Source organism: Flavobacteriales bacterium (genome assembly GCA_016699575.1).
Taxonomy (GTDB): Bacteria; Bacteroidota; Bacteroidia; order Flavobacteriales_F; family PHOS-HE28; genus PHOS-HE28.
On sequence record CP064979.1, the window covers coordinates 3613289 to 3634911 of the forward strand.

General features: G+C 60.4%; 19 protein-coding genes. 9 read left to right on the forward strand and 10 right to left on the reverse strand.

Going from position 1 to position 21623, the window contains the following annotated elements:
- Positions 1 to 8: 8 nt before the first annotated feature.
- A complete protein-coding gene (locus IPJ76_15150) occupies positions 9 to 2336 on the reverse strand; it encodes a GH92 family glycosyl hydrolase (protein ID QQR85927.1) in 2328 nt (775 codons plus the stop codon).
- Positions 2337 to 2531: 195 nt separating this feature from the next.
- On the opposite strand from IPJ76_15150, the gene IPJ76_15155 reads away from it, so the two are divergent.
- Positions 2532 to 3407, forward strand: coding sequence for a pirin family protein (locus IPJ76_15155; protein QQR85928.1), 876 nt, complete (start codon positions 2532 to 2534; stop codon positions 3405 to 3407).
- 2 nt (positions 3408 to 3409) lie between these two features.
- On the opposite strand, the gene IPJ76_15160 is transcribed toward IPJ76_15155, so the two are convergent.
- From IPJ76_15160 to IPJ76_15175, 4 genes are all read right to left on the reverse strand, one after another.
- The gene (locus IPJ76_15160) at positions 3410 to 4756 is read right to left on the reverse strand and encodes a PQQ-dependent sugar dehydrogenase (protein ID QQR85929.1); all 1347 of its coding nucleotides are present in this window, start codon (positions 4754 to 4756) and stop codon (positions 3410 to 3412) included.
- Positions 4757 to 4828: 72 nt separating this feature from the next.
- Positions 4829 to 7009, reverse strand: a complete 2181-nt coding sequence (locus IPJ76_15165) for a S9 family peptidase (GenBank protein QQR85930.1) — start codon at positions 7007 to 7009, stop codon at positions 4829 to 4831.
- 93 nt (positions 7010 to 7102) lie between these two features.
- Positions 7103 to 8431, reverse strand: coding sequence for a sensor histidine kinase (locus IPJ76_15170; protein ID QQR85931.1), 1329 nt, complete (start codon positions 8429 to 8431; stop codon positions 7103 to 7105).
- Positions 8432 to 8493: 62 nt separating this feature from the next.
- Positions 8494 to 9042: a hypothetical protein gene (locus IPJ76_15175; GenBank protein ID QQR85932.1), complete on the reverse strand. Its 549-nt coding sequence runs from the start codon at positions 9040 to 9042 to the stop codon at positions 8494 to 8496.
- 68 nt (positions 9043 to 9110) lie between these two features.
- On the opposite strand from IPJ76_15175, the gene IPJ76_15180 reads away from it, so the two are divergent.
- Positions 9111 to 10070, forward strand: coding sequence for an NYN domain-containing protein (locus tag IPJ76_15180; GenBank protein QQR88477.1), 960 nt, complete (start codon positions 9111 to 9113; stop codon positions 10068 to 10070).
- Here IPJ76_15180 and IPJ76_15185 read toward each other — a convergent pair.
- From IPJ76_15185 to IPJ76_15195, 3 genes are read right to left on the reverse strand one after another with little or no spacing between them, the layout of a single operon-like run.
- Positions 10067 to 10783, reverse strand: a complete 717-nt coding sequence (locus IPJ76_15185; GenBank protein ID QQR85933.1) for a HAMP domain-containing histidine kinase — start codon at positions 10781 to 10783, stop codon at positions 10067 to 10069. The two genes, IPJ76_15180 and IPJ76_15185, sit on opposite strands and share 4 nt — an antisense overlap.
- A 3-nt stretch (positions 10784 to 10786) precedes the next feature.
- Complete coding sequence (locus IPJ76_15190) at positions 10787 to 11143, reverse strand: response regulator (protein ID QQR85934.1); 357 nt, start codon at positions 11141 to 11143, stop codon at positions 10787 to 10789.
- On the reverse strand, positions 11140 to 11607 hold the full coding sequence (locus tag IPJ76_15195; GenBank protein QQR85935.1) for a response regulator: 468 nt from the start codon (positions 11605 to 11607) through the stop codon (positions 11140 to 11142). The genes IPJ76_15190 and IPJ76_15195 overlap by 4 nt, the downstream gene beginning before the upstream one ends.
- Before the next feature lie 92 nt (positions 11608 to 11699).
- Between IPJ76_15195 and IPJ76_15200 the strand changes: the two genes are divergently transcribed.
- Together IPJ76_15200 and IPJ76_15205 are read left to right on the forward strand one after the other, a co-directional pair.
- Entirely contained in the window at positions 11700 to 12569 is an 870-nt protein-coding gene (locus tag IPJ76_15200; GenBank protein ID QQR85936.1) for an RnfABCDGE type electron transport complex subunit D, read from the forward strand.
- A 15-nt stretch (positions 12570 to 12584) separates the two neighbouring features.
- On the forward strand, positions 12585 to 14045 hold the full coding sequence (locus IPJ76_15205) for a DUF2330 domain-containing protein (protein QQR85937.1): 1461 nt from the start codon (positions 12585 to 12587) through the stop codon (positions 14043 to 14045).
- A gap of 53 nt (positions 14046 to 14098) precedes the next feature.
- Here the strand turns inward: IPJ76_15205 and IPJ76_15210 are convergent, their stop codons facing one another.
- Positions 14099 to 14467: a DMT family protein gene (locus IPJ76_15210; GenBank protein ID QQR85938.1), complete on the reverse strand. Its 369-nt coding sequence runs from the start codon at positions 14465 to 14467 to the stop codon at positions 14099 to 14101.
- Positions 14468 to 14565: 98 nt separating this feature from the next.
- On the opposite strand from IPJ76_15210, the gene IPJ76_15215 reads away from it, so the two are divergent.
- Positions 14566 to 14913 carry a hypothetical protein gene (locus IPJ76_15215; protein ID QQR85939.1) on the forward strand — a complete coding sequence of 116 codons (348 nt, stop codon included), beginning with the start codon at positions 14566 to 14568 and terminating at the stop codon, positions 14911 to 14913.
- Here IPJ76_15215 and IPJ76_15220 read toward each other — a convergent pair.
- Positions 14910 to 15500, reverse strand: a complete 591-nt coding sequence (locus IPJ76_15220; GenBank protein ID QQR85940.1) for a transferase hexapeptide repeat family protein — start codon at positions 15498 to 15500, stop codon at positions 14910 to 14912. The two genes, IPJ76_15215 and IPJ76_15220, sit on opposite strands and share 4 nt — an antisense overlap.
- 165 nt (positions 15501 to 15665) lie before the next feature.
- Between IPJ76_15220 and IPJ76_15225 the strand changes: the two genes are divergently transcribed.
- The 4 genes from IPJ76_15225 (at position 15666) to lon (ending at position 21623) form a co-directional block, all read left to right on the forward strand.
- Positions 15666 to 16313 carry a DUF47 domain-containing protein gene (locus IPJ76_15225; GenBank protein ID QQR85941.1) on the forward strand — a complete coding sequence of 216 codons (648 nt, stop codon included), beginning with the start codon at positions 15666 to 15668 and terminating at the stop codon, positions 16311 to 16313.
- Positions 16314 to 16317: 4 nt separating this feature from the next.
- Complete coding sequence (locus IPJ76_15230; protein ID QQR85942.1) at positions 16318 to 17721, forward strand: inorganic phosphate transporter; 1404 nt, start codon at positions 16318 to 16320, stop codon at positions 17719 to 17721.
- Between the two features lie 104 nt (positions 17722 to 17825).
- Positions 17826 to 19028 (forward strand): glucose-1-phosphate thymidylyltransferase, encoded by a 1203-nt coding sequence (locus tag IPJ76_15235; GenBank protein ID QQR85943.1) that lies wholly within the window; start codon positions 17826 to 17828, stop codon positions 19026 to 19028.
- Positions 19029 to 19184: 156 nt separating this feature from the next.
- Positions 19185 to 21623, forward strand: a complete 2439-nt coding sequence (lon, locus tag IPJ76_15240) for an endopeptidase La (protein ID QQR88478.1) — start codon at positions 19185 to 19187, stop codon at positions 21621 to 21623.

Consider the following 21623-nt stretch of genomic DNA (forward strand, 5'->3'; position numbering starts at 1 on the left):
TGTCTTGCTCAACGTTTCGGTGGCGTTGGGGCCATGCGGAACTCCAAGATTCCACCGGCCATGACGTCCGCATGAGTGATGGTGCGACCGTAGATCGGTTGACCGTTGAGAAGAACGCTGCGCACGTACATGTTCTTCGGGCTTTGGTTCTTCGCCACCACCGTGAAGGTCTTGCCATCGGGCAGCGGGATCGTTGCACGGTCCACGATCGGTGCACCCAGCTCGTATTGGTCGCTGCCCGGGCACATGGGGTAGAAGCCCAATGCACTGAAGATGTACCAAGCGCTCATTTGTCCGCAGTCGTCGTTGCCGCTCAGGCCGTCGGGCTTGGGCTTGTACATCGCATCCATGACCTGACGTACGCGGAAGCCCGTCATCCAAGGCCAGTCGGTGTAATTGTAGAGGTAGGGCACGTGGTGGCTGGGTTCGTTGCCATGCACGTAGTTGCCCATGATGCCGTCGCGCGTGATGTCCTCTGTTTTTTCGAAGTACTTGTCGTCGAGCTTCATGGTGAAGAGCGAATCGAGGTGCAAGCCGAAGCGCTGCTTCCCGCCCATCAGTTGCACCAACTCTTCAGGCTCATGCGGCACGTACAGGCTGTAGTTCCAAGCGTTGCCTTCAATGAAGCCTTTCTGGTGGGTGTCCAGCGGGTCGAAGTCCTTTAGGAACGAACCATCGGAAAGCCGCGGGCGCATGAAACCGCTGATGGTGTCGAAGACGTTGCGGTAGAGCTGGGCACGCTGTGCGAAACCGAACGGTTCGTCAGGATCGAAGAACGGATTGCGCTCAATTTCGGCCTTGGTCCAGCGCGTGGCGAATTGGTCAATGCACCAATCGTCATAGGCATACTCCAAGGTCTTCGATACGCTTGCCCCACTCAAGTCCTCAGGCACATAGTCGTATGAGTGATAGGCTCCGAGGCCATCGAAGTAGGGGACCTCCGAGGTGCTCAAGCATGCTTCTAGGGCCTTCTTCCGATCGAAACCAGTGACGCCCTTTACGTCCGCATCTGCGATCACGCTCACGGCATGATAGCCGATCATGCACCAGTTCTCGTTGGCGTGGTGGCTCCAGATGGGCAGCATGTTGTGTGCGCTCTGATCCCAAAGCGCGAGCATCGAATTCACGAAGTCGCTGGAGCGCTTCCGCTGGATGACGTTGAAGAGCGGGTGCAATGCACGGTAGGTGTCCCACAGCGAGAACGTGCCGTGGTTGGTGAAGCCTTCCGCCGTGTGGATGTTCTGGTCGAGGCCGCGGTACTGACCATCCACATCCTGGTAAACGGTGGGCGAGAGGCAGGCGTGGTACATGGCCGTGTAGAAGTTGGTCAGCACCTCGGGCCGCTTGCTCTCGATACAGATGCGCGACAGTTCGTTCCGCCAAGCCTCCTGTGTTCCGTGCACAATGTGGTCGAAGCCCCAATGGGGCACTTCGGCCTTCAAGTTCTTCAAGGCTCCATCCGTACTAACACCGCTCAGCGCAACTTTCACCCATAGCTGAGGCGTCTCGATCGGAAGAGTGAAGTCGAACCACGCGCGCAACTGCCTGCCGGCCATCTCTGGGAAGTTCTTGGTCTGGTCGAACTTCCGCCAGAAGCCGCGGTATTCGGTGGGCCGTGCATCGGGTTGTTGGCCATACTGCACGATGGGTTGGCTGAACACCATGGCGAAGTACACTGTGCGCGTGCGGCCCCAGCCGTTGGTTTGCCGATAGCCCGTCACCAGTGTGTCGTTCTCGACGCGTACGAACGTCCACACGTTCTTGTCAGCGTGGTTGTAAATGCCGTGCACCAGGTCGAGGATGACGTGTGCAGTGTCGGACTTGGGGAAGGTGTAGCGATGCATGCCGACACGCGTGGTCGCTGTGAGTTCTGCTTTGATGCCGTGGTCTTCCAACAGCACCTCGTACTTGCCGGGAACGGCCTTCTCGTTCTTGTGGTGGAACACCGAGCGGAACCCGCTCTTGGGATCGGCCGCTGTGCCGGGGATCAGTTGCAACGGCCCTTGCGTAGGCATCAGGAGGATGTCGCCGAGGTCGCTGTGGCCGGTACCGCTGAAGTGCGTGTGGCTGAAGCCGACGATGGTGCTGTCGTCGTACTGGTAGCCCGAACATGTTCCGTACACCTTGGGATTGTACTTGCCGTCCACCGCATAGGGGATCGTGTCGGTGTCGGGGCTCAGCTGCACCATGCCGAACGGTGCTGTGGCGCCGGGGTACACATGGCCCATGCGCTGCGTGCCGATCATGGGGTCCACGTATCGGAGGATGTCAACCGGTTGCGAGCGGGCCAGCATGGCAAACCCGCCAAGGAGTGTGATGATCAGAAGGCGCGGCATGCAACAAGGATAGCGCGGCCGTGCTTGGGACCGCGAAGACGCAAAGAGCGCCAAGGCTGAGCCACGCTTTTTTCTTTGCGCTCTTTGCAGTGGAGGCCGACAATACCCTCATCTTGTCCCAGTTCATTTTCTCGCGCCGTTCTCCGCCTGACTTTTGTCTTGCTGCCCAGCTCCACCAGGATACGGCAGCAACAGATGACCAAGCGAAGTGTTGAGGCCGTGCTGGCGCCGCCCGCGCCCCATATGGTAGGCGATGGGTTCCGCGTGAGCAACTTCTTCCCGCAGGGCTATACCATGCCGAAGCAGCGGCTGAGCCCGTTCTTCCTGCTCGACTACAACGCGCCCATCGATTTCTCCGCGCGCGAAGAACCTCGTGGCGTGGGCGTGCACCCGCATCGCGGTTTCGAGACGGTGACCTTCGCCTTCAAAGGCAAGGTGGCACACCACGACAGCGCCGGGCACAGCGGTGTGATCGGCGAGGGCGACGTGCAATGGATGACCGCCGGTAGCGGCGTGCTGCACAAGGAGTACCACGAGCAGGAGTTCTCGCGCACCGGTGGACCGTTCCACATGGTGCAGCTGTGGGTGAACCTTCCCAAGAAGCACAAGATGGAAGCACCGCGCTACCAACCGATCACGCGCGATGCGATGACCACGGTGCAATTGCCGGACGGCAAGAGCGAGGCGCGCATCGTGGCCGGTGAACTGTTCGGGGCAAGTGGCCCCGGCAAGACATGGTCGCCGATCACAGCAGCTGTGGTGCACATTGGCGCAGGCGGCACTGCCGACTTCATCCTGCCTTCAACCTGGAACAGTATGGCGCTGGTGGTGGAAGGCAGCGCGACCATCAACGGCAGCGACGCACCGGCCGATCATTTGGTCGTGTTCCACAACGATGGGGAAGAGGTGCACGCTACAAGTCAGAGCGGAGCAACGTTGCTCATACTCAGCGGAGAGCCGCTGAACGAGCCCATCGCGGCCTACGGGCCTTTCCTCATGAACACCTACGACGAGATCGAACAGGCGTTCAAGGACGTGGCCGCAGGGAAGTTCGGCGTACTGGAGGACTGAGGTCAGCGCTTCAACCAACGGACCGAGCGGCCATCACCGAACACTGTGTTGTAGATGCCCGGACGGAGGGCGGCTACATCCAACGCGATGCGGTCGCCCATCCGTTCGGCTCGCACTTCCACGGTCCGGCCGAGCGCATCGACAGTGGCGGCTCGTGCTGGAACGGTACCCTCGAACCGGACCAGTAAGCGGTCGGTCGTTGGGTTCGGCCACGCCTGCAGAGCGCTGTCCGTATCACGGGCACCAACGGTCGATGTGCTGATGTCAGGCCGCAACCAGCGTATGCGCGCATCGCCCCGGTCGTTGGTGATGAGGTAGAACGAGCCGTCGGGCCGGACAGCAATGTCGCGGTTGCGCCACATGTCATCGAACGCACCGCCTTGCAGCCATTCCTCTCCAGTGATGGAATCCAGCGTTGCGTTGAAGTCGAAGAGCTTGATGCCCCGTTGCCAGAGAACGCCAGCGATGAGCTTGCCGGAGAATTCAGGGATCGCTGTGCCAGTATAGAATTCGGCGCCTGACGGTGGCTGGCTGAAAGTGAGCAGTGGTTCCGTGTAGGCGTAGGTGGCGGAGTTGCAGGTGTCGGGAATGAGGAAGCACGTGTTGCCGTCGTAGTACGGATACCCGTGGTCCTCGTTGGCTTGCAACAGGTTGATCTCGTTGTTCTGCGGCATCTGTCCGTGTTCGGTGTTCACGACGGCACCGTTGGGGAGCATGGCCAGTCCTTGCGGGTTGCGGTGACCCCAGGTCCACGTGTGGTCGGGCCTCGGGTTGCCTGCTGGCACGGAGCCATCAGTCGCGAAACGCAACGTCTTTCCCACCGGCGAGAACAACGTGTCAGGTCCGTTCAACCAATAGTCTGCAGTGGTGAGCAGCACGTTGCCGGTGGTGTCGAAGAGCACGCGGCCGCCAGCATGCTCGCCGGCATGGTAGTAGCCGAACAGGACGGTTTCGTTGACGATCGCGTCCGTGTTCGCATCGTAGTCCAATCGCACCACGTCGCACCAGATGTTGCCGCCATAGTAGGCGCTCGTGTCGAAGACGGCGATGATCTCCGGCACCGTGGGAAAATCGGGATGCAGCGCCATGCCCAAGCCATTGCCGTGGCCGCGGTCCAGGATCGTGTCCACCACGTCGAGCACCGGGTCCCAACGCGTGATCAGCGGGCCGTCCGTCATCCACAACCGGTCGTCAGGTCCCCAAACGATCTCCCACGGGATGTTCACGCGGTCGCTGTCCACCACCACATCAATGCGCAGCACGGTGCTGTCGAGGGTGTAGGTAAGTTGGGCAGAGCAGGTTGGTGCGCCGGTCGCGAACGCGGCGAGGATCAGGAGCGGTCTGTTCATGGTCGTTGGGTGACGATGAATGTAGAAGCCCCGGCGTTCGGCCAGGGCTTCCTCGTGCCTTTCCTGCCGTGACTACTTCGGCAAGCTGTTCAGGTTGCTGAACTGCGGCGTCACGCCCACATTGTGGAAGAAGAAGCTCCACTTGTCGGCTTGCTCCTCGATGATCTTGCTGGTCGGCTTGCCTGCGCCATGGCCGGCCTGTTCCTCCACGCGGATCAGCACGGGCGCATCGCCTTGCTGGGCGGGCTGCAACGTGCTGATGAACTTGAAGCTGTGCGCGGGCACCACACGGTCGTCGTGATCAGCCGTCATCACCATCGTTGCCGGGTACTTCGCGGGCTTCACGTTGTGCACGGGCGAGTACTTGATGAGGTAGTCGTACTCCTCCTTGCTGTTCTCCGCGTTGCCGTACTCGGGCACCCAGCCGAAGCCTGCGGTGAACTTCTGGTAGCGCAGCATGTCCAGCACGCCTACCTCAGGGAAGCACACGCCGAACAGGTCAGGTCGTTGCGTCATCACCGCGCCGATGAGCAGGCCGCCGTTGCTGCCGCCGTTCACGCCCAAGTGCGCGCTGTCCGTCCACTTTTCCTTGATCAGGTATTCGGCCGCCGCGATGAAGTCGTCGAACACGTTCTGCTTCTTCTCCTTCATACCGGCACGGTGCCAGTCCTCGCCGTACTCGCCGCCGCCGCGCAGATTGGCCAGTGCGAACACACCGCCTTGTTCCAGCAGCAGCATGCGGCTCGTGCTGAAACTGGGGGAAAGGCTGATGTTGAATCCTCCGTACGCGTAAAGCAGGGTGGGGTTCCTGCCGTTCTTCTCAAGCCCCTTCTTGCGCACGATGAACATGGGCACTTTCGTGCCGTCCTTGCTCGTGTAGAACACCTGCTCGGTCTCGTACTGGCTTGGGTCGAACTTCAGCTCGGGGCGGAAGTACAGCTCGCTCTTGCCCGTTGCGTAGTCGTACTTGTAGATGGTTCCGGGATCGGTGAAAGAGGTAAAGCTGTAGAAGCTGTACGTGTCATCACGTTTGCCACCGAAGCCACCGGCACTGCCGATGTCGGGCAAGGCGATCTCCTGCTTGCCGCTGCCGTCCAGCTTCATGCGGTAGAAGCGGCTCGTGGCGTCCTTTAGGTATTCGGCGAACAGGATGCCGCCGCCGGTGAAGGCGCTCTGCAGCAGTTCCTTCTCCTGCGGGATCACGTTCTTCCAGTTGGCTTGTGCGGGGTTCTTCGGGTCCACCTCCACCACGCGGTAGTTCGGGGCGTCCACCTCGGTCATCACCAGGAATTTGCCTGTGGCCTCCACGTATTCGATGATGCTCGTTTTGTGCGCGAAGCCCTCCTGCAGTGCGACCCACTTCGTTGCGGGCGTGGGCATGCCACCGCTCCGCAAGTCGTGGAAATGCATTTCGTAACCATCGGTTCCCGTGCTGATGTACAGCGTTGCGAACTCCTCACCCTCAGTGACACCGACGCCCACGTAGAGGTCGCCGTTCTCGGTGTTCTCCCAAACAAGCGCATCCTTCTCCTGTGGGTCGCCGATCCGGTGGTAGTACACCTTCTGGAACTTGCTGGCGCTGCTGAATTCGGTGCCTTTTTTCGGCTCAGGGTAGCGGCTGTAGAAGAAGCCGTCCTTGTACCACGCGGCGCCGCTGAACTTGCACCACTTCAACAGGTCAGTGGTTTTTGAAAGCGTGCTCAGGTCCCACACTTCGATCTCCTGCCAATCGCTGCCTGCGCGGCTCACGCCGATGGCCATGTAACGATCGTCCTTGCTCGCGCCCAGCATGTTGAAGGTGGTGGTGCCCGCCGGATCGATGGCGTTGGGATCGATGAAGACCTTGTCCTCCCCATCGAGGCCTTTGCGCACGTTGATGACGAACTGGTTCTGAAGGCCGCTGTTCTTGCTGATGAAGTACAGGTCGCCGACCTTCCAAGGGGCCGAAGTCTTGGGGAAGTTGTAGAGTTCCTCATAGCGCTTGGCGATGTCCTTGCGGTATGGGATCTTCTCCAGGAAGGCGTTGGTGACGGCGTTCTGCGACTTCACCCAAGCGGCGGTCTCGGTGCTCGTATCGTTCTCCAGCCAGCGATAGGGATCGGCCACGAACATCCCGTGCAGGGTATCCCCGGCAGCACTGTCTTTGCGGGTTTCCGGGTAGTTGGGTTTCTCCACGGGCTTTTGCTCAGTGGTTTCAGGTGCGGTGCCGCATGCGGCCAGTGCGACGAGCGCGAAGGAATGGATGGGCTTCATGTGTGGTGCTTACAAGGGCGGGCGAAACTACCCCGGCGCTTGTTGGCAACCCGGCACGATGTGGGGCGAACGGTGATTGCCGTTCCGGGACGCTTATGCGACTTTCCTCTTGGCCTGCTTGCGGCTCACCAGTTCGTATTGCGTACCGGGGCCTTCCAGCAGGTGCATGTCACCATCGAGCTGGCCGGCCAACGTGTGGATGAGGTCCATGCCGAGGCTGTTGGGGCGGTGGAAGCCGTCGCGGCTCTTGAGGCCTACGCCGTCATCGCCGATGCGCATGTGGAGGCCATCCTGTTCGCTGCCATGCAAATGCACGGTGATCGTGCCATTGCTGCGGCCTTGGAAAGCGTACTTGAAGCTGTTGCTGATCACTTCGTTGATGAGGAGCCCGAGCGGCACCAACGCATCCACGCTCAAGGTCTTCACCTGGATGTCGATGTCCATGTGCAGCTTGATGTTCACCGTGTAGGCGTGAACCAGGTCGCGAACGAGATGGTCGAGGTAGCTGTCCACCGGGATGTTGGCCAGGTCTTTCGTCAAGTAGGTCTGTTCGTGGACCAAGGCCATGGCGCTCACTCGGGTGATGCACTCGTTGAACAGTTCCCGCGTGCGTTCGTCCTGTACTTGGTCCTGCTGGAACCGGATGAGGCTCTTCACGATCTGGAGGTTGTTTTTCACGCGGTGGTGGATCTCTTTGATCATCACCTCCTTCTCCTCTTTGCTCAGCATCGTTTCGCGGAGCTCGCTGTTGGTGGCTTCCAGTTGCTGCTTGGTTTCCAACAGGCCCTGCTCCGCGGCGCGGCTTTCGACGAGCAATCGGCGGCTCATGCCCACCATGATGGCGAACACTACCGCCATGAAGCAGGCAGCGAACAGCAGTGCTTGGGCCTGGTCCCACTTGTCGTTCAGGATGGCGGCGTTCACGGTGAGGCCGTCCTCGTGCACGAAGCGTTCCACCTTGTCCACCTGTTTGGCCGTGCGCTGCACCATGATCTGGAACACCGCTTCGGGCATTGCCGCTTCTTCGGGTTGCGTGCGGCGAGCAAGCACTTCGTGGTGCAGGCTGTCAAGGTCGTTGATCAACTTGGGCGTTGCAACGACCAGCTCCGCCACACCGGGTTCTTGCGCGTACCGTTCCCCGAGTTTCCGCAAGCGTTGGCTGAACCGATCCAGTTCCCTGGACCAACGGGTTTCGGCCTCCCCACCACCGTTGTTCATCGTGTGGAGGTCCACCCGGTGAGTGAGCCCGAGCTGGTTGGCGGCCTCGGTCAGTTCGCTCACCTCTTCAAGCAGGTCGACCTGTCGGCCGATGTTCTCTTGCACCGTGTGTGCTTCGCCTACCACCAAAAGGCCGACCGTAATGAACAGAAGGGCCAGGGCACCCGCGATAATGGGCCAAATGCGCCAGGAGAGGGCTTTCACTGATCGAACAGCCGCGGTCTATGCGGCCGCACGCTTCAACGGGAAGCAGGGCAAAGGGTTCCTCAGGGCTCCACCGCACCCCTCATGCGGGCCTCGAAGGCCATGCCCACAGCCCTTATGCGGTCGGTAACTTGGGCCTTCGCGTCCTTCCAAACAGAGCTGGTGCTGGGCGAGCTCATGCCAGGGATACGGCGCGGTGCGCTTTCCTGGGTCGTAAGCAGTCCAAGATCGCCTCCACCTTTCGGAGCACCACGGTTGCCCGTGTGCCGCAGATCTTCCACGATCCACTGGCACTCGCCGTTGCGCACCACAATTCGCACACGGTAGGCGATGGGGCCCATTGTCTCCTCCCGGCCGTTCAGCCCACTGCTGCGGAAGTTGAAGCGCGCCGACCCGTGCATAGTCCCCGTGGCCGTATCGAGCTCCATGCGGGCCCCGGGCTCCGCACCGAACGTGAACCGCCACGCCTGCATTACGTGCAACAGCATCTGCTTGGCATTGAGCGGTGCGCTTACCGTGCCGCTGAAGCGCAATGGAGCGCTGGTTTCTTGCGCGCTGCTGATGGAAGCGGCCAGTAACCAACAGCACAGCAGTGCGATGCGGCGGGGCATGGCGCAAAGCTAGGGGGTGCATCCGGGCTACTTTTGCCCGCTATCCCCAATGCACCATGAACGATCATATGGCACTGCGCAATCGCGCCCTGAAAGTCGGCGTGTTCTATGACGGCGGTTACTTCACGCACGTCACCAACTATTACAACTACGTGCACCCGCACCGCCGCCGCATCCACATAGGCGGCTTGCACGATCTGGTGCAGCACAAGCTGGCAGAGCTGGAAGGCACACGGCCGAGCCTTGCGCACATCATCGATGCACACTTCTTCCGCGGCCGGTTCAGCGCCAAAGAGGCCAATGAAAAGCCGAACCAGATCTTCAACGACCGGGTGTTCGATGAGGTGTTGATGTACAACGGGGTGCAGACGCATTACCTGCCCGTTCGGGAAATGCGCGGCCGCAAAGCGGAGAAAGGCATCGATGTGCTGATGGCGTTGGAGACCTACGAGCTGGCCATGCACAAGCGGTATGATGTGGTGGTGCTCATTGCCAGCGATAGCGACCACGTGCCGCTGGTGCGCAAGCTGCACGCGCTGGGCTGCAAGACCATGTTGCTCGCGTGGGACTTCGAATACACCGACAACCTTTCGGGCGAACTGGTCACCACCCGCGTGAGCCGCGATCTGTGGAACATGGCGAGCTATCCGCTCGAGATGTGCCCCATCATCGACGACGGGCTCAAGGAGGGGGATCCGCTGGTGCTCGACCTGTTCGTACAGAAGGAATCCGTTCGCCATGATGATGCCGGCATGGACCTTTTCGGCAATGCCGACACCCGGACCGAGGAGCCCCGGCCCGAGCCGCAGTTGGTTGATGAGGAGCGGCACACCAGCACGGTGATGAGCAAATTCCACAGCTACGGTTTCATCCGTTACCCGGACAACAACCTGTTCTTCATGCAGGACGATCTGGAGGGTGTGCTGTTCGGGGATCTGCAGCTCGGCGACCCGGTGGAGTTCAATGTGGCGCTGAACAACAAAGGCCAGCGTGTGGCCAAACACATCAGAAGAGCGCTACCAGCTTAGTGCTGCAACGGCAGTGAGAGGGTGAACGTGCTGCCTTTGCCCGGTCCATCGCTTTGCCCGGACAGCGTGCCGCCCATCGCTTCAATGGTGCGTTTGCACACGGCGAGCGAGCTGCGCCCTTGTGACTCACCACCAGTGGTTCGGGAGTCGAGCCATGCATAGCGGATGAAAACACTTTCGAGATCGATGGACGAAAGCCCGACGCCATGGTCCTTCACGGTGACCTTTCCGGAAGAGGACGTTGCGGAAAGGCTCACTTCCACGGTGGAACCCGCCTGCGAGAACTTGCTCGCATTGCTGAGCAGGGCTTCAACGGCACTGAGCACGTGCCGCGCATCCGCATGGCAGACCACGGGAACATGGCCGGTGGTGGCGATCTTCTGTTCCTTGTTCTTGAACCGGTAGGATTGGTTCGCAACGGCTTTTTCCAGGATCCCGGACAATGGCACGGCCTCGAGGACGAATGCACCGGGCCCTCGCGGCACGCCAAGATCATCGAGCATCTGTTCCGTGATCTGCAGCACGGCGAACGCCTGCTTCTCCCCGAAGGCCAGCAGCTCACCTTGATCACCGTTCACTTGAAGTTGGCGCACTACCTCGAGCAGTCCGGCCAACCGGTTCTTCAGGTCGTGCGCATACTTGTGCAAGGCATCCGCCTGCTCCGGCGATGCAGGTGGCAGGTCACCTCGGGTAGTGGGCTTTTTCCCGACCATCGCTCAGGCCACGCGCATCAGCACCTCGGTGAGGCGGTCGCTGTCGATGGGCTTGCTCAGGTAGTGGCAGCCCTTCAACTGCCCGATGGCCTCGATGATCTCCGGCTTGGTGCTGGCGGTGAGGAAAACGATCGGGATGGGATCCTTGGCGTGCAGTTCCTGGGCCAGTTGCAGGCCGTTCTTTTCGCCGCGCAGGTAGATGTCCATGATGATGAGATCGGGGCGCTCAGCAGCGATCATCTCTTCGGCTTCTTCGCTACTTCGTGCATTGCCGATCACTTCAAGGCCCATACGTTCGAGCTGCAGGCGGTAGCCGAAGGAGATGATGCTCTCGTCTTCGACGATCAATACTTTTTTCATGGTGAGGGGGTGGGGGGCGGTGAAGTTAGGCCGGTACGTTGCGCATGCTCATGGCAGATGTTAAGGAAACGGTCCACGTCGAGTGCTTTCTCGGCATAGCCGTTCACGAACGGGAAGGAGCGTGCCCGTTCGATGTCCGCCGGAAGAACGCTGCTGCTGAACATCACCACCGTGGTGCGTTGATCGGGCAGCAATCCCTCGGTGGAACAATGGCCCAGGAAAGCGAACCCGTTCATCACGGGCATGTTGATGTCCACGAAGAGAACGTCCGGCGCATCGATGGTGCTGTGTTCGCGGTACCAGGCCAATGCATCGGCGCCCGATCGGAGCGTCGTTACACGGCCCACGAAGCCGGCGCGCTTGAGCACCATGCGCGTTACGAAAATGCAATCGTCCTCGTCGTCGATCACCATCACGTGCCGAACGGCCGCAAGCGCCCCACCCCTCACTCCCTCCATGGTCATGGGCCGTTGGAACGGTGATGGGCGTTGGGAAGTTCCGGCACCGATCGAACCCGGCACGACTTGCCGTGTACCGCCTTCCCAAACGCCCACCAATGGCAGATGGACCTGCACGCCGAACATTGCTCAATTGGTTCCTGAGCGATGGCCGGCATTTCCAGATCGCGTTCCTGCTCTCGTTCCTCTGCTATGGTATCGGAGCTCTCCAGTGGGACGCTGAGCTAGGGCGGTATGCCATCATCGCCGCCACCTGCCTTGGCACGCAGTCCATCTTCATCGGGTTGCACGGCCTGGAGTGGCGCACGTTGAAGAGCGCAGCCGTTACCACGTTGGGGCTCTGCCTTCTGTTCAAGAGCGGCAGCCCCATCACGCTGGTCCTGGGTGCGTTCGTCGCCATTGCCAGCAAGTTCGTGCTGCGGGTAAGGGGCAAACATGTGTTCAACCCGGCCAACGTGGGCATTGTCGCCGCTATGCTTTTCACCGGCGATGCGTGGGTGAGCCCGGGACAGTGGGGTAGTGGCGCGGCCCTGGTCTTTCTGGTGGGCGTTGCCGGGTTGATGGTCGTTCTGCGTGTGGGGCGTATCGACACCAGCTTGACCTTCCTGCTCGCGTTCGCTGCGCTGCACTTCGTCCGCAACGTGCTCTACCTGGGCTGGGGCATCGATGTATGGCTGCACCAATTGACCAATGGGTCGCTGCTGCTTTTCACCTTTTTCATGATCACCGATCCGGCCACAACGCCCAGTGCACCCCGCGCGCGCATCGGCTGGAGCATCGTTGTGGCGGTGCTAGCGTTCCTGCTCAGTTGGAGGTTCTTCGTGAATGCCGCACCGGTCTGGGCGCTCTTCTTCATCAGCTCCACCACGCCCTTCATTGACATGCTGTGGAAAGGAGAGCGCTTCGATTGGCTCAACGCCCGTCGAACGCCGCGAGGCCTTCCGCACCAAGCAACCATCAACCCGTAACCAACAACACACCCCATGCTCCGTCCTTTCTTCCTCTCAGCCGCGGCCGTGATGGCCACCACGGCCTCCGCCTTCTGCGGCTTCTACGTGGCCAAGGCCGATGCCACCCTCTTCAACGACAAGAGCGAGGTGATCCTCGTGCGTGACGGCCTGCGCACCATCATCACAATGAGCAACGACTTCAAGGGCGACGTGCGCGATTTCGCCATGGTGGTGCCCGTGCCCGTTGTGCTGAAGGAGAGCGACATCCGGGTGGTTGACCGCACCATCTTCCAGAAGCTGGACAACTACAGCAGCCCTCGGCTGGTGGAATACTGGGACCAGAACCCATGCATGCAATGGCAGTATGCGGAGGAAAGGTCGATGCTGGACATGGTGGCCAATGGTGCTGCAGCCACCATGAAGAGGGAACAGAACGAGGACAAGGACTATGGTGTCACCATCGAAGCCCAGTACACCGTCGGCGAATATGACATCCTCATCCTTAGCGCCACGGAAAGTGCCGGGCTGAAGGATTGGCTGACCATCAATGGCTACAAGATCCCGGCAACGGCACACGAGGTGCTCGATCCGTACATCAAGAGCAACCTCAAGTTCTTTGTCGTGAAGGTGGACCTGGACCAGCCACAGACGAAAGGCGATTACCTGCGCCCGTTGCAGATCCAGTTCAGCCACGAGAAGTTCATGCTGCCCATCCGCTTGGGCATGGCCAACAGCATGGGCCAGCAGGACATGATCGTGTACGCATTCACCCGCACCGGTCGTGTGGAGTGCGTGAACTACCGGACAGTGAAGGTGCCCACTGATCGCAACATCCCGCTGTTCGCACAGCAGAAGTTCGGGCCTATGTACAAGGACCTCTTCGCCCGTGCATGGAAGCGCGAAGGCCGCAACGCGATCTTCCTTGAGTACGCCTGGAACGTAACGCCCAGCTGGGGCGGCATGAAGTGCGACCCGTGCGTGGGGCCGCCGCCGATGAACCAGGAATTCGTGGATGCCGGGGTGGATTGGGCCAGCGGTCCGAACGGCGGCAATGGCCAGCAGGTGTTCTTCACGCGGTTGCACGTGCGTTATGGCCGCGACAAATTCCCGCAGGACCTCATGTTCCAAGTGACACCGAACACCGAGCAGTTCCAGGCGCGGTACATCCTTACGCACCCCGCTCAAGGCGATCTCACATGCAGCGAAGGCCAGAGCTACCTGGAAGAACTCTACTACCGCCGCGTGCGCGAGATGGACGAACTCTACGCGCTCACCGGCTGGGATCTGGGCATGCACCGCAACTACACGAACGAAGTGCGCGGCAAGTTGAGCCCTGAACGCCGCAACAGCTTGGATGTCGTGCCGCTCCCCGGTGGGCCATCGGCACCAGGCGGTGGAGCGGGCTGGAGGTTGTTGCTGATGGGCAGTGCGCTGCTTGCCGGGCTTTGGTACGCCCTCCGGACAAGAACGCCATCGCCTGTGGGAGCGGTGTGATGGCGGCAGGGTTGGGGGCAGGGCGCGGCGCTTTCGGGCGCCGCGTTCCTTTCCTACTTCTTGAACACCAGCCAAACCGCAACCACCAAAAGCACTGCGGCCAGCGCATGGTTCCATCGCAGCTCTTCCTGCTTGAAAGCTATGAGCATGAACCCGGCGAACACCACCAGCGTGGTCACTTCCTGCACCACCTTCAACTGGACCAGCGTGAACGGGCCGCCATGTTCGGCGTGACCGAGCCGGTTGGCGGGCACTTGCAGGCAGTACTCGAAGAACGCCAAACCCCAACTGATGAGGATGATGCTGAACAAACCCAGTTGTTTGGCCCAATGCCACTCCCGGAACTTGAGATGACCGTACCAGGCGAGTGTCATGAACACGTTGCTGGCCACGAGCAGTAGAATGGTGAGGAGACCGCGCATGGGATGACGCGCGAATGTGGGTTTCGTATCCGCGCTCTGATCGTCCGTTGCCTGTGTTCCATGCACTGTTGACTGTGGAAGGCCGCTACTTTCCCGCCATGTTCGAGCATCGCAGCAAGCCGCTCTTGAGCCGGAAACGTTTCATCCAGCGGCAGGTGAAGTACGCGTTGTTCGCCGTGGGCTTCATCGGCGTCTCGTTGGGGATCGGTGTATGGGGCTACATGTTTTTCGGGGGCTTCGATGCAGTGGATGCCCTATTGAACGCCAGCATGATCCTGGCGGGCATGGGCCCCATGGGCGAGCTGCCGGACGATGCGGCCAAGCTCTTCGCATCCTTCTATGCGCTCTATAGCGGAATTGCGTTGCTGACCACGGTAGGTGTAGTGCTGGCACCCCTTGTGCACCGGCTGTTGCACTCCCTGCACGTGGAGCAGGACGAGGACTAGCGGGTCTCCTTCCAGGTCTTGTATGTCGCTGACAGGTCTGGCTGGTCGGAGGGAACCTCGCGCAAGGGCTCAACCGCCTTGAGCGTGGCGTGCAATTGTGCAGGCAGTTGTTGGTAGAGCTTGGTGCCCTCCGTTTTCCAAGCGAGCATTTCATTGCTCACGTCCTTGACGGCCTTCGCCGGGTTGCCCACGATCACTTTACGGGGCTCCCAAACGCTGTCGGCCTGCAGGAATGCCAGTGCACCCACGATGCACTCATCGCCCAGCACCACGTTGTCCATGAGCACCGCGTTCATGCCCACGAGGCAGTTGCGGCCAACTGTGGCACCGTGAACGATCGCGCCGTGGCCGATATGGGCGCCTTCCATGAGCGTCACCGTTACGCCCGGGAACATGTGCACAGTGCAGTTCTCCTGAACGTTGCATCCGTTCTCCACTACGATGGCTCCCCAGTCGCCGCGTAAGGCTGCACCGGGGCCGATGTACACATGCGCACCGATCGTCACATGGCCTGTAACGGCAGCTTGAGGGTGCACGAAAGCGGTGGGATGGACCACGGGAACAATACCATTGAACGAGTAGATCATGACGCTTGCGTGAAGGGCAAGGTTAGTCCGCAACGCGGCCAGAGGGAAGCCCGTGCGCACGATAAGGGATCGGGAACCCAATGTTAAGTCATTGTTACCAACCTATGGCGGGCCAAGCAGGATAAGGGCTCCGGATAGCTTCGCGGCCACAAAAAATCCGTCCCCATGATCGGCTCGTTCTTCAAGATGTTCAAACCGAAGGACCGCATCTTCTTCTACCACTTCGAGGCGAGCGCGGCGAACGTGCTGAAGATGAGCGAGGACCTTATGGCCATCATGAACACCGGCCCTGGTGCCCAGCGGGATGCCATCCTGGAGCGCTTGCAGCAGGCGGAGCATGCCAACGATGATCTGACGCACACCATTTTCACCGATCTGGCACGCAACTTCATCACACCCATCGATCGGGAGGACATCCACACGCTGGCCTCGGCCCTGGACGATATTGCCGACTACATCCTTGCCAGCGGCAAGAACCTTGAACTGTATGACGTCGGGGAGGTGGACGACACCATCGTTGAGCTGGCCCGCTTGGTGAACGAAGGTTCGCGCATTGTGCAAATGGCGGTTCGCGAACTGCGCAACATGCACAAGATCGACACCATGGCCAGTGAGTTCGTGGTGAAGATCAACAGCATGGAGAACGAGGCGGACAAGGTGTTCGACCGCGGCATACAACGCCTGTTCAAGGAGGAGAAGGACCCCATCCGCCTGATGAAGTACCGCCTCATGTACCGCGATCTGGAGCTGGCCACGGACAAATGCGAGGATGTGGCCAACGTCATCGAGTCCATCATGCTGAAGTACGCCTGATCCGATGACCCTGCTCATCGTCATCATCATCCTGGCGTTGGTGTTCGATTACATCAACGGCTTCCACGATGCGGCCAATTCCATCGCTACCGTGGTGAGCACCAAGGTGCTGTCGCCGTTCCAAGCGGTGCTTTGGGCGGCAGCGTTCAACTTCATCGCCTTCTTCATCTTCAAGGACCATGCGGTGGCGAACACCATCAGCAAGACGGTGATGAAGGACTTCATCACGCTGCCCGTGATCCTGAGCGGCCTGGTGGCGGCCATCACCTGGAACCTCCTCACATGGTGGTACGGCATCCCGAGCAGCAGCAGCCATACGCTCATCGGCGGGTTCGCCGGTGCTGCCATCGCGCATGCGTTCGTCACCGTCGGTTCCTTCGAACTGGGCGATGTGGTGGAGAAAACGAAGATCTCGCAAACCCTTCTGTTCATCTTCTTGGCGCCCTTGGTGGGCATGGTCATCAGCATGTTCATCACACTGGTCACCATCATGCGCAACACTTGGGCGCGCATCGGGGTCATCATCCTGGTCTCCGTGGCCACGTTCGTGCTCTTCAACAATCTGGAGCAGAGAAAGCTGAAGGAGAACGTGACCAAGCATTGGAAGTTGGAGGACAAGAAGAAGGCCGCGAGCGAAGACCCCACCAAACAAGCCGAGGTGGACGCGGTGCTGGCCAAGGTGGAGGCGAGCAAGCCTTATCTGGCGCGGTTCGACGAGCTCGGTGCTGCGGGCGTGGCTGAACTTGTGGTCGCGAACGTGGACCCCAAGGCCGATGCGGCGAAACTGACGAAGGACATCGGCAAAGCCGACAACAGCATCATCCAGTGGAGCCTGATGGGCTGCTCGTTGATCTTCATCCTTGCCTATCTCTACGTGGAGAAGGTGAAGAGCCCCACGGCGCACAGCATGGCCAACATGTTCAAGAAGCTGCAGTTGCTCAGCAGCGCGGCGTTCAGCATCGGCCATGGTGGCAACGATGCGCAGAAGGTGATGGGCATCATCTGTGCCGCCATGATAGCGGGCGGTCAGCTTGATGACATCAAGAACATGCCCAATTGGATCCCGTTGGCATGTTACACCGCGATCGGTCTCGGCACGCTGAGCGGTGGCTGGAAGATCGTGAAGACCATGGGCACCCGTATCACCAAGGTGACCCCGCTGGAAGGCGTGTGCGCGGAGACCTCTGGTGCCATGACCTTGTACTTGACCGAACAGATGGGCATTCCCGTCAGTACCACGCACACCATCACAGGCAGCATCATCGGCGTAGGGGCCACCAAGCGGTTGAGCGCCGTGCGCTGGGGTGTAACGTTCCAGTTGCTGTGGGCGTGGATCCTCACCATACCCGTGAGCGCGTTGCTGGCAGGACTGGTCTATTGGATCTGCCGGATGGTGGGCCTGGCGTAAGCCGGAAACGAGGGAGCGGGAAGAATGTGGGGGCCAAGGGCACCGAACGGCGCTCCCATTTCCACATTTGCGGTGCCCGGCGTTCCCCGGCCCAGATCACGCTCATGTCCATCCTGCTTTCCGACGCTGGCCTGCACCGCCATCTCCTGCCGCTCACCCACACTCGACCGTTAGGCGCATTGCGCCCAGGTATCCTCACCACCGCCGATGCCTGGTGGCGCATGACCGAATTGCCCGTCGGTTTCCGCACGGAGCACTACCTCAGCGCCAAGTACACCGATGTGCACGGTGATGTGGTGCGTGAGGTTCACGGCGGATTGTTGCCGACCCCGGATGTGGTGGGTGCCTTGCTGGACCTGGAACCGGGCCAGGCACTCGTACATGCCGGGAAGCTGCTGGCGATCTGCGAAGCGGGGAGGGGCCGCAGCAGTGCCTTGGACTGGACGACCATCCCTGCGTTCCCCAAGCCCGTTGAATTCGCCGGTGAGGCGATCGTCATTGAACGCCCGTGGCACATCTTCCAGCATTGTGGCCGAGCGATCCTCAACGACTTCGTATTGCTCACCGACGGAAGACGGAGCGGACGCCTCAGTGCGCAGAACACCGTGATCGGCGACGCATCGTTGATCTTCCTGGAGGAAGGCGCGCAATGTGAAGCGGCCATCCTGAACACAACGGCAGGCCCCATCTACATCGGCAAGGGCGCTGAGATCATGGAAGGCTGCATGGTGCGCGGGCCGTTCGCCCTGGGCGATGGTGCGCAGTTGAAGATGGGGGCCAAGGTCTACGGCCCTTCCTCCTTCGGCCCGGAATGCCGTGTGGGCGGTGAGGTGAACAACAGCGTGTTGCTCGGATACAGCAACAAGGGCCACGATGGCTTCCTGGGCAACAGCGTCCTGGGCGAGTGGTGCAACCTGGGCGCCGACACCAACAACAGCAACCTGAAGAACACCTATGGCGAGGTGGCCGCGTGGAGCTACGCTGACGAAGCCAACGTGATGACGGGCCTGCAGTTCTGCGGCCTCATCATGGGCGATCACAGCAAGAGCGGCATCAATACCATGTTCAACACCGGCACCGTCGTGGGTGTGTGCGCGAACGTGTTCGGGGGTGGTTTTCCGCCCAAGCACATCCCCAGCTTTGCTTGGGGCGGATCGGAGGGAATGATCGAACACTCCGTTGCCAAGGCGTTGGATACCGCCGGGCGTGTGATGGCCCGACGGCACAAAGAACTCAGCATGCAGGAAGCCGCCATCCTCGGGCATGTGCACAAGGAGACGGAGCGCTACCGGAAGCGGTCGGCTTGACCTGTCGATAACTCAACGGCGCATTTCCTTGCTGGGCTGCCGATCTTTCCGGCGTATTCCCGGCGGCATGAACGTTGGAACCACCTGCGCTCCGCGCGGTTTTTCCGGCTTTCGGCCGTTCGCGCTGCCAACCTGACACCACCCATGCAAGACCGCATGCCACAAGAGCCCCGCCTGTTCGCAGGCGACGACATAGAGAGCGAGACCGAACTCATTCCCCTCATTACCGCCGAGGATGAGGAGCAGATGAACGCAGAGTCCACTCCGCCTGAACTGCCCATACTCCCTTTGCGCAACACCGTGCTCTTTCCCGGCGTGGTTATTCCCATTACGGTAGGTCGCGATCGCAGCATCCGTCTCATCCAGGACGTTTACCGCGGAACGAAGACCTTGGGCGTGGTCAGCCAGAAGGACCCGCAGATCGAAGACCCTCGTCCCGAGGACCTCAACAAAGTAGGCACCATCGCGACCATCATCCGCATGTTGCGCATGCCCGATGGCAGCACCACTGCGATCATCCAAGGCAAGAAGCGCTTCGAGATCCTTGAGATGGCCAAGACCGAGCCCTTCTTCACGGCAAAGGTGAAGGAGTTCACGGAGCTTCGGCCAGAGAAGAACGACAAGGAGTTCGGCGCCTTGGTCAGTTCGCTAAAGGACCTGGCGATCAACATCATCAAGGCCAGTCCGAACATTCCCACGGAGGCCGGGTTCGCGCTGAAGAACATCGATAGCCCCAGCTTCCTGGTGAACTTCATCAGCAGCAACATGAACGCCGAGGTGGCCGAGAAGCAGCGCATGCTGGAGGTGGCCGATCTGCGCGAACGTGCCAAAATGCTCTTGGCCCACCTGACCAAGGAGCTGCAGTTGCTGGAGATGAAGAACGAGATCCAGAGCAAGGTGCGCACCGAGGTGGACAAGCAGCAACGCGAGTACTTCCTGCACCAGCAGATGAAGACCATCCAGGACGAACTGGGCGGCAACCCCATCGAGCAGGAGATCGAGGAGATGCGCGCGAGGGCCGCGAAGAAGAGATGGGAGAGGAAAGTAGGGGAGACTTTCGACAAGGAACTGACCAAGTTGCAGCGGATGAACCCGGCCGGCGCGGAGTTCAGTGTTCAGTACAACTACGTGCAGTTGCTGTTGGAGCTGCCGTGGGGCGAATACTCACAGGACCACTTCGACCTCAAGAACGCGCAGAAGATCCTTGATCGCGATCACTTCGGCCTGGACAAGGTGAAGGAGCGCATCATCGAGCATCTCGCCGTGCTGAAGCTCAAGGGCGACATGAAGGCACCCATCATCTGCCTATATGGCCCTCCAGGGGTTGGTAAGACGAGCCTTGGCAAGAGCATGGCCGAAGCGCTCGGGCGGAAGTACGTGCGCATGAGCCTCGGTGGTCTGCACGACGAAGCCGAGATCCGTGGCCACCGCAAGACCTACATCGGGGCCATGCCGGGCCGTCTCATCCAAAGTTTGAAGAAGGCCGGCACCAGTAATCCGCTCTTCGTACTGGACGAGATCGACAAGGTGGGCCGCGACCACCACGGCGATCCTGCCAGCGCACTGCTCGAAGTGCTCGACCCGGAACAGAACAATCACTTCCACGACAACTTCGTGGAGATCGACTACGACCTGAGCCGCGTGATGTTCGTGGCCACCGCCAACAGCCTCAGCACCATCCACCCGGCCCTGCGCGACCGCATGGAGATCATCGAGGTGAACGGCTACACACAGGAGGAGAAGATCGAGATCGCCAAGCGGCACCTCATCCCGAAGCAGCTCAAGGAAACGGCCGTGAAGGCGAAGCAGATCAAGTTCGGCGCTGGTCTGTTGGAAGCCATCATCGAGGAATACACCGACGAAAGCGGGGTACGTACGCTGGACAAGCGCATAGCCAAGCTCGTGCGCTACCGCGCCAAGCAGATCGCCCTGCGCGAGAAGCACGACGTCACCATCCAGAAGGATGAACTGGTGAAAGTCTTCGGCCCCAGCCACGCTCGCGACAAGTATCAAGGCAACGACGTGGCCGGGGTGGTCACCGGCCTGGCTTGGACGCCCACCGGTGGCGACATCCTCTTCCTGGAAACCAGCATCACCAAGGGCGAAGGCAAGCTCACCCTCACCGGTAGCCTAGGTGATGTGATGAAGGAAAGCGCCATGCTCGCGCTGGAATACCTGAAGGCGCACAGCAGCATCGTCGGTTTGGATGCCGAGGTCTTCAAACGCTGGAACGTCCACTTGCACGTTCCTGAGGGCGCCACACCGAAGGACGGTCCGTCAGCGGGCATCGCCATGCTCACGAGCATTGCCAGTGCGTTCACGCAACAGAAGGTGCGCAAGTTCGTGGCCATGACGGGCGAGATCACTCTGCGTGGGAAGGTGCTACCCGTAGGCGGCATCAAGGAGAAGATCCTTGCGGCAAAACGTGCGGGCATCAAGGAGATCATCCTCAGCGCCGACAACCGCAAGGACATTGAGGACATCGACACGCGCTACACCAAGGGCATGCGCTTCACTTACGTCACCGAGATGATCGAAGTGGTTAAGCACGCGTTGCTCAAAGAGAAGGTGGAGCACGCGTTGCAGGTGGCTTGA

Bases quoted from the DNA above. Each gene is read 5' to 3' on its own strand.
- IPJ76_15210 (QQR85938.1), bottom strand. From the start codon at position 14,467: ATGCGCGGTCTCCTCACCATTCTACTGCTCGTGGCCAGCAACGTGTTC.
- IPJ76_15160 (QQR85929.1), bottom strand. From the start codon at position 4,756: ATGAACAGACCGCTCCTGATCCTCGCCGCGTTCGCGACCGGCGCACCA.
- IPJ76_15190 (QQR85934.1), bottom strand. From the start codon at position 11,143: ATGAAAAAAGTATTGATCGTCGAAGACGAGAGCATCATCTCCTTCGGC.
- IPJ76_15155 (QQR85928.1), top strand. From the start codon at position 2,532: ATGACCAAGCGAAGTGTTGAGGCCGTGCTGGCGCCGCCCGCGCCCCAT.
- IPJ76_15180 (QQR88477.1), top strand. From the start codon at position 9,111: ATGGCACTGCGCAATCGCGCCCTGAAAGTCGGCGTGTTCTATGACGGC.
- IPJ76_15215 (QQR85939.1), top strand. From the start codon at position 14,566: ATGTTCGAGCATCGCAGCAAGCCGCTCTTGAGCCGGAAACGTTTCATC.
- IPJ76_15235 (QQR85943.1), top strand. From the start codon at position 17,826: ATGTCCATCCTGCTTTCCGACGCTGGCCTGCACCGCCATCTCCTGCCG.
- IPJ76_15165 (QQR85930.1), bottom strand. From the start codon at position 7,009: ATGAAGCCCATCCATTCCTTCGCGCTCGTCGCACTGGCCGCATGCGGC.
- IPJ76_15185 (QQR85933.1), bottom strand. From the start codon at position 10,783: ATGGTCGGGAAAAAGCCCACTACCCGAGGTGACCTGCCACCTGCATCG.
- IPJ76_15200 (QQR85936.1), top strand. From the start codon at position 11,700: ATGGCAGATGGACCTGCACGCCGAACATTGCTCAATTGGTTCCTGAGC.
- IPJ76_15220 (QQR85940.1), bottom strand. From the start codon at position 15,500: ATGATCTACTCGTTCAATGGTATTGTTCCCGTGGTCCATCCCACCGCT.
- IPJ76_15230 (QQR85942.1), top strand. From the start codon at position 16,318: ATGACCCTGCTCATCGTCATCATCATCCTGGCGTTGGTGTTCGATTAC.
- IPJ76_15195 (QQR85935.1), bottom strand. From the start codon at position 11,607: ATGACCATGGAGGGAGTGAGGGGTGGGGCGCTTGCGGCCGTTCGGCAC.
- IPJ76_15175 (QQR85932.1), bottom strand. From the start codon at position 9,042: ATGCCCCGCCGCATCGCACTGCTGTGCTGTTGGTTACTGGCCGCTTCC.
- lon (QQR88478.1), top strand. From the start codon at position 19,185: ATGCCACAAGAGCCCCGCCTGTTCGCAGGCGACGACATAGAGAGCGAG.
- IPJ76_15225 (QQR85941.1), top strand. From the start codon at position 15,666: ATGATCGGCTCGTTCTTCAAGATGTTCAAACCGAAGGACCGCATCTTC.
- IPJ76_15150 (QQR85927.1), bottom strand. From the start codon at position 2,336: ATGCCGCGCCTTCTGATCATCACACTCCTTGGCGGGTTTGCCATGCTG.
- IPJ76_15205 (QQR85937.1), top strand. From the start codon at position 12,585: ATGCTCCGTCCTTTCTTCCTCTCAGCCGCGGCCGTGATGGCCACCACG.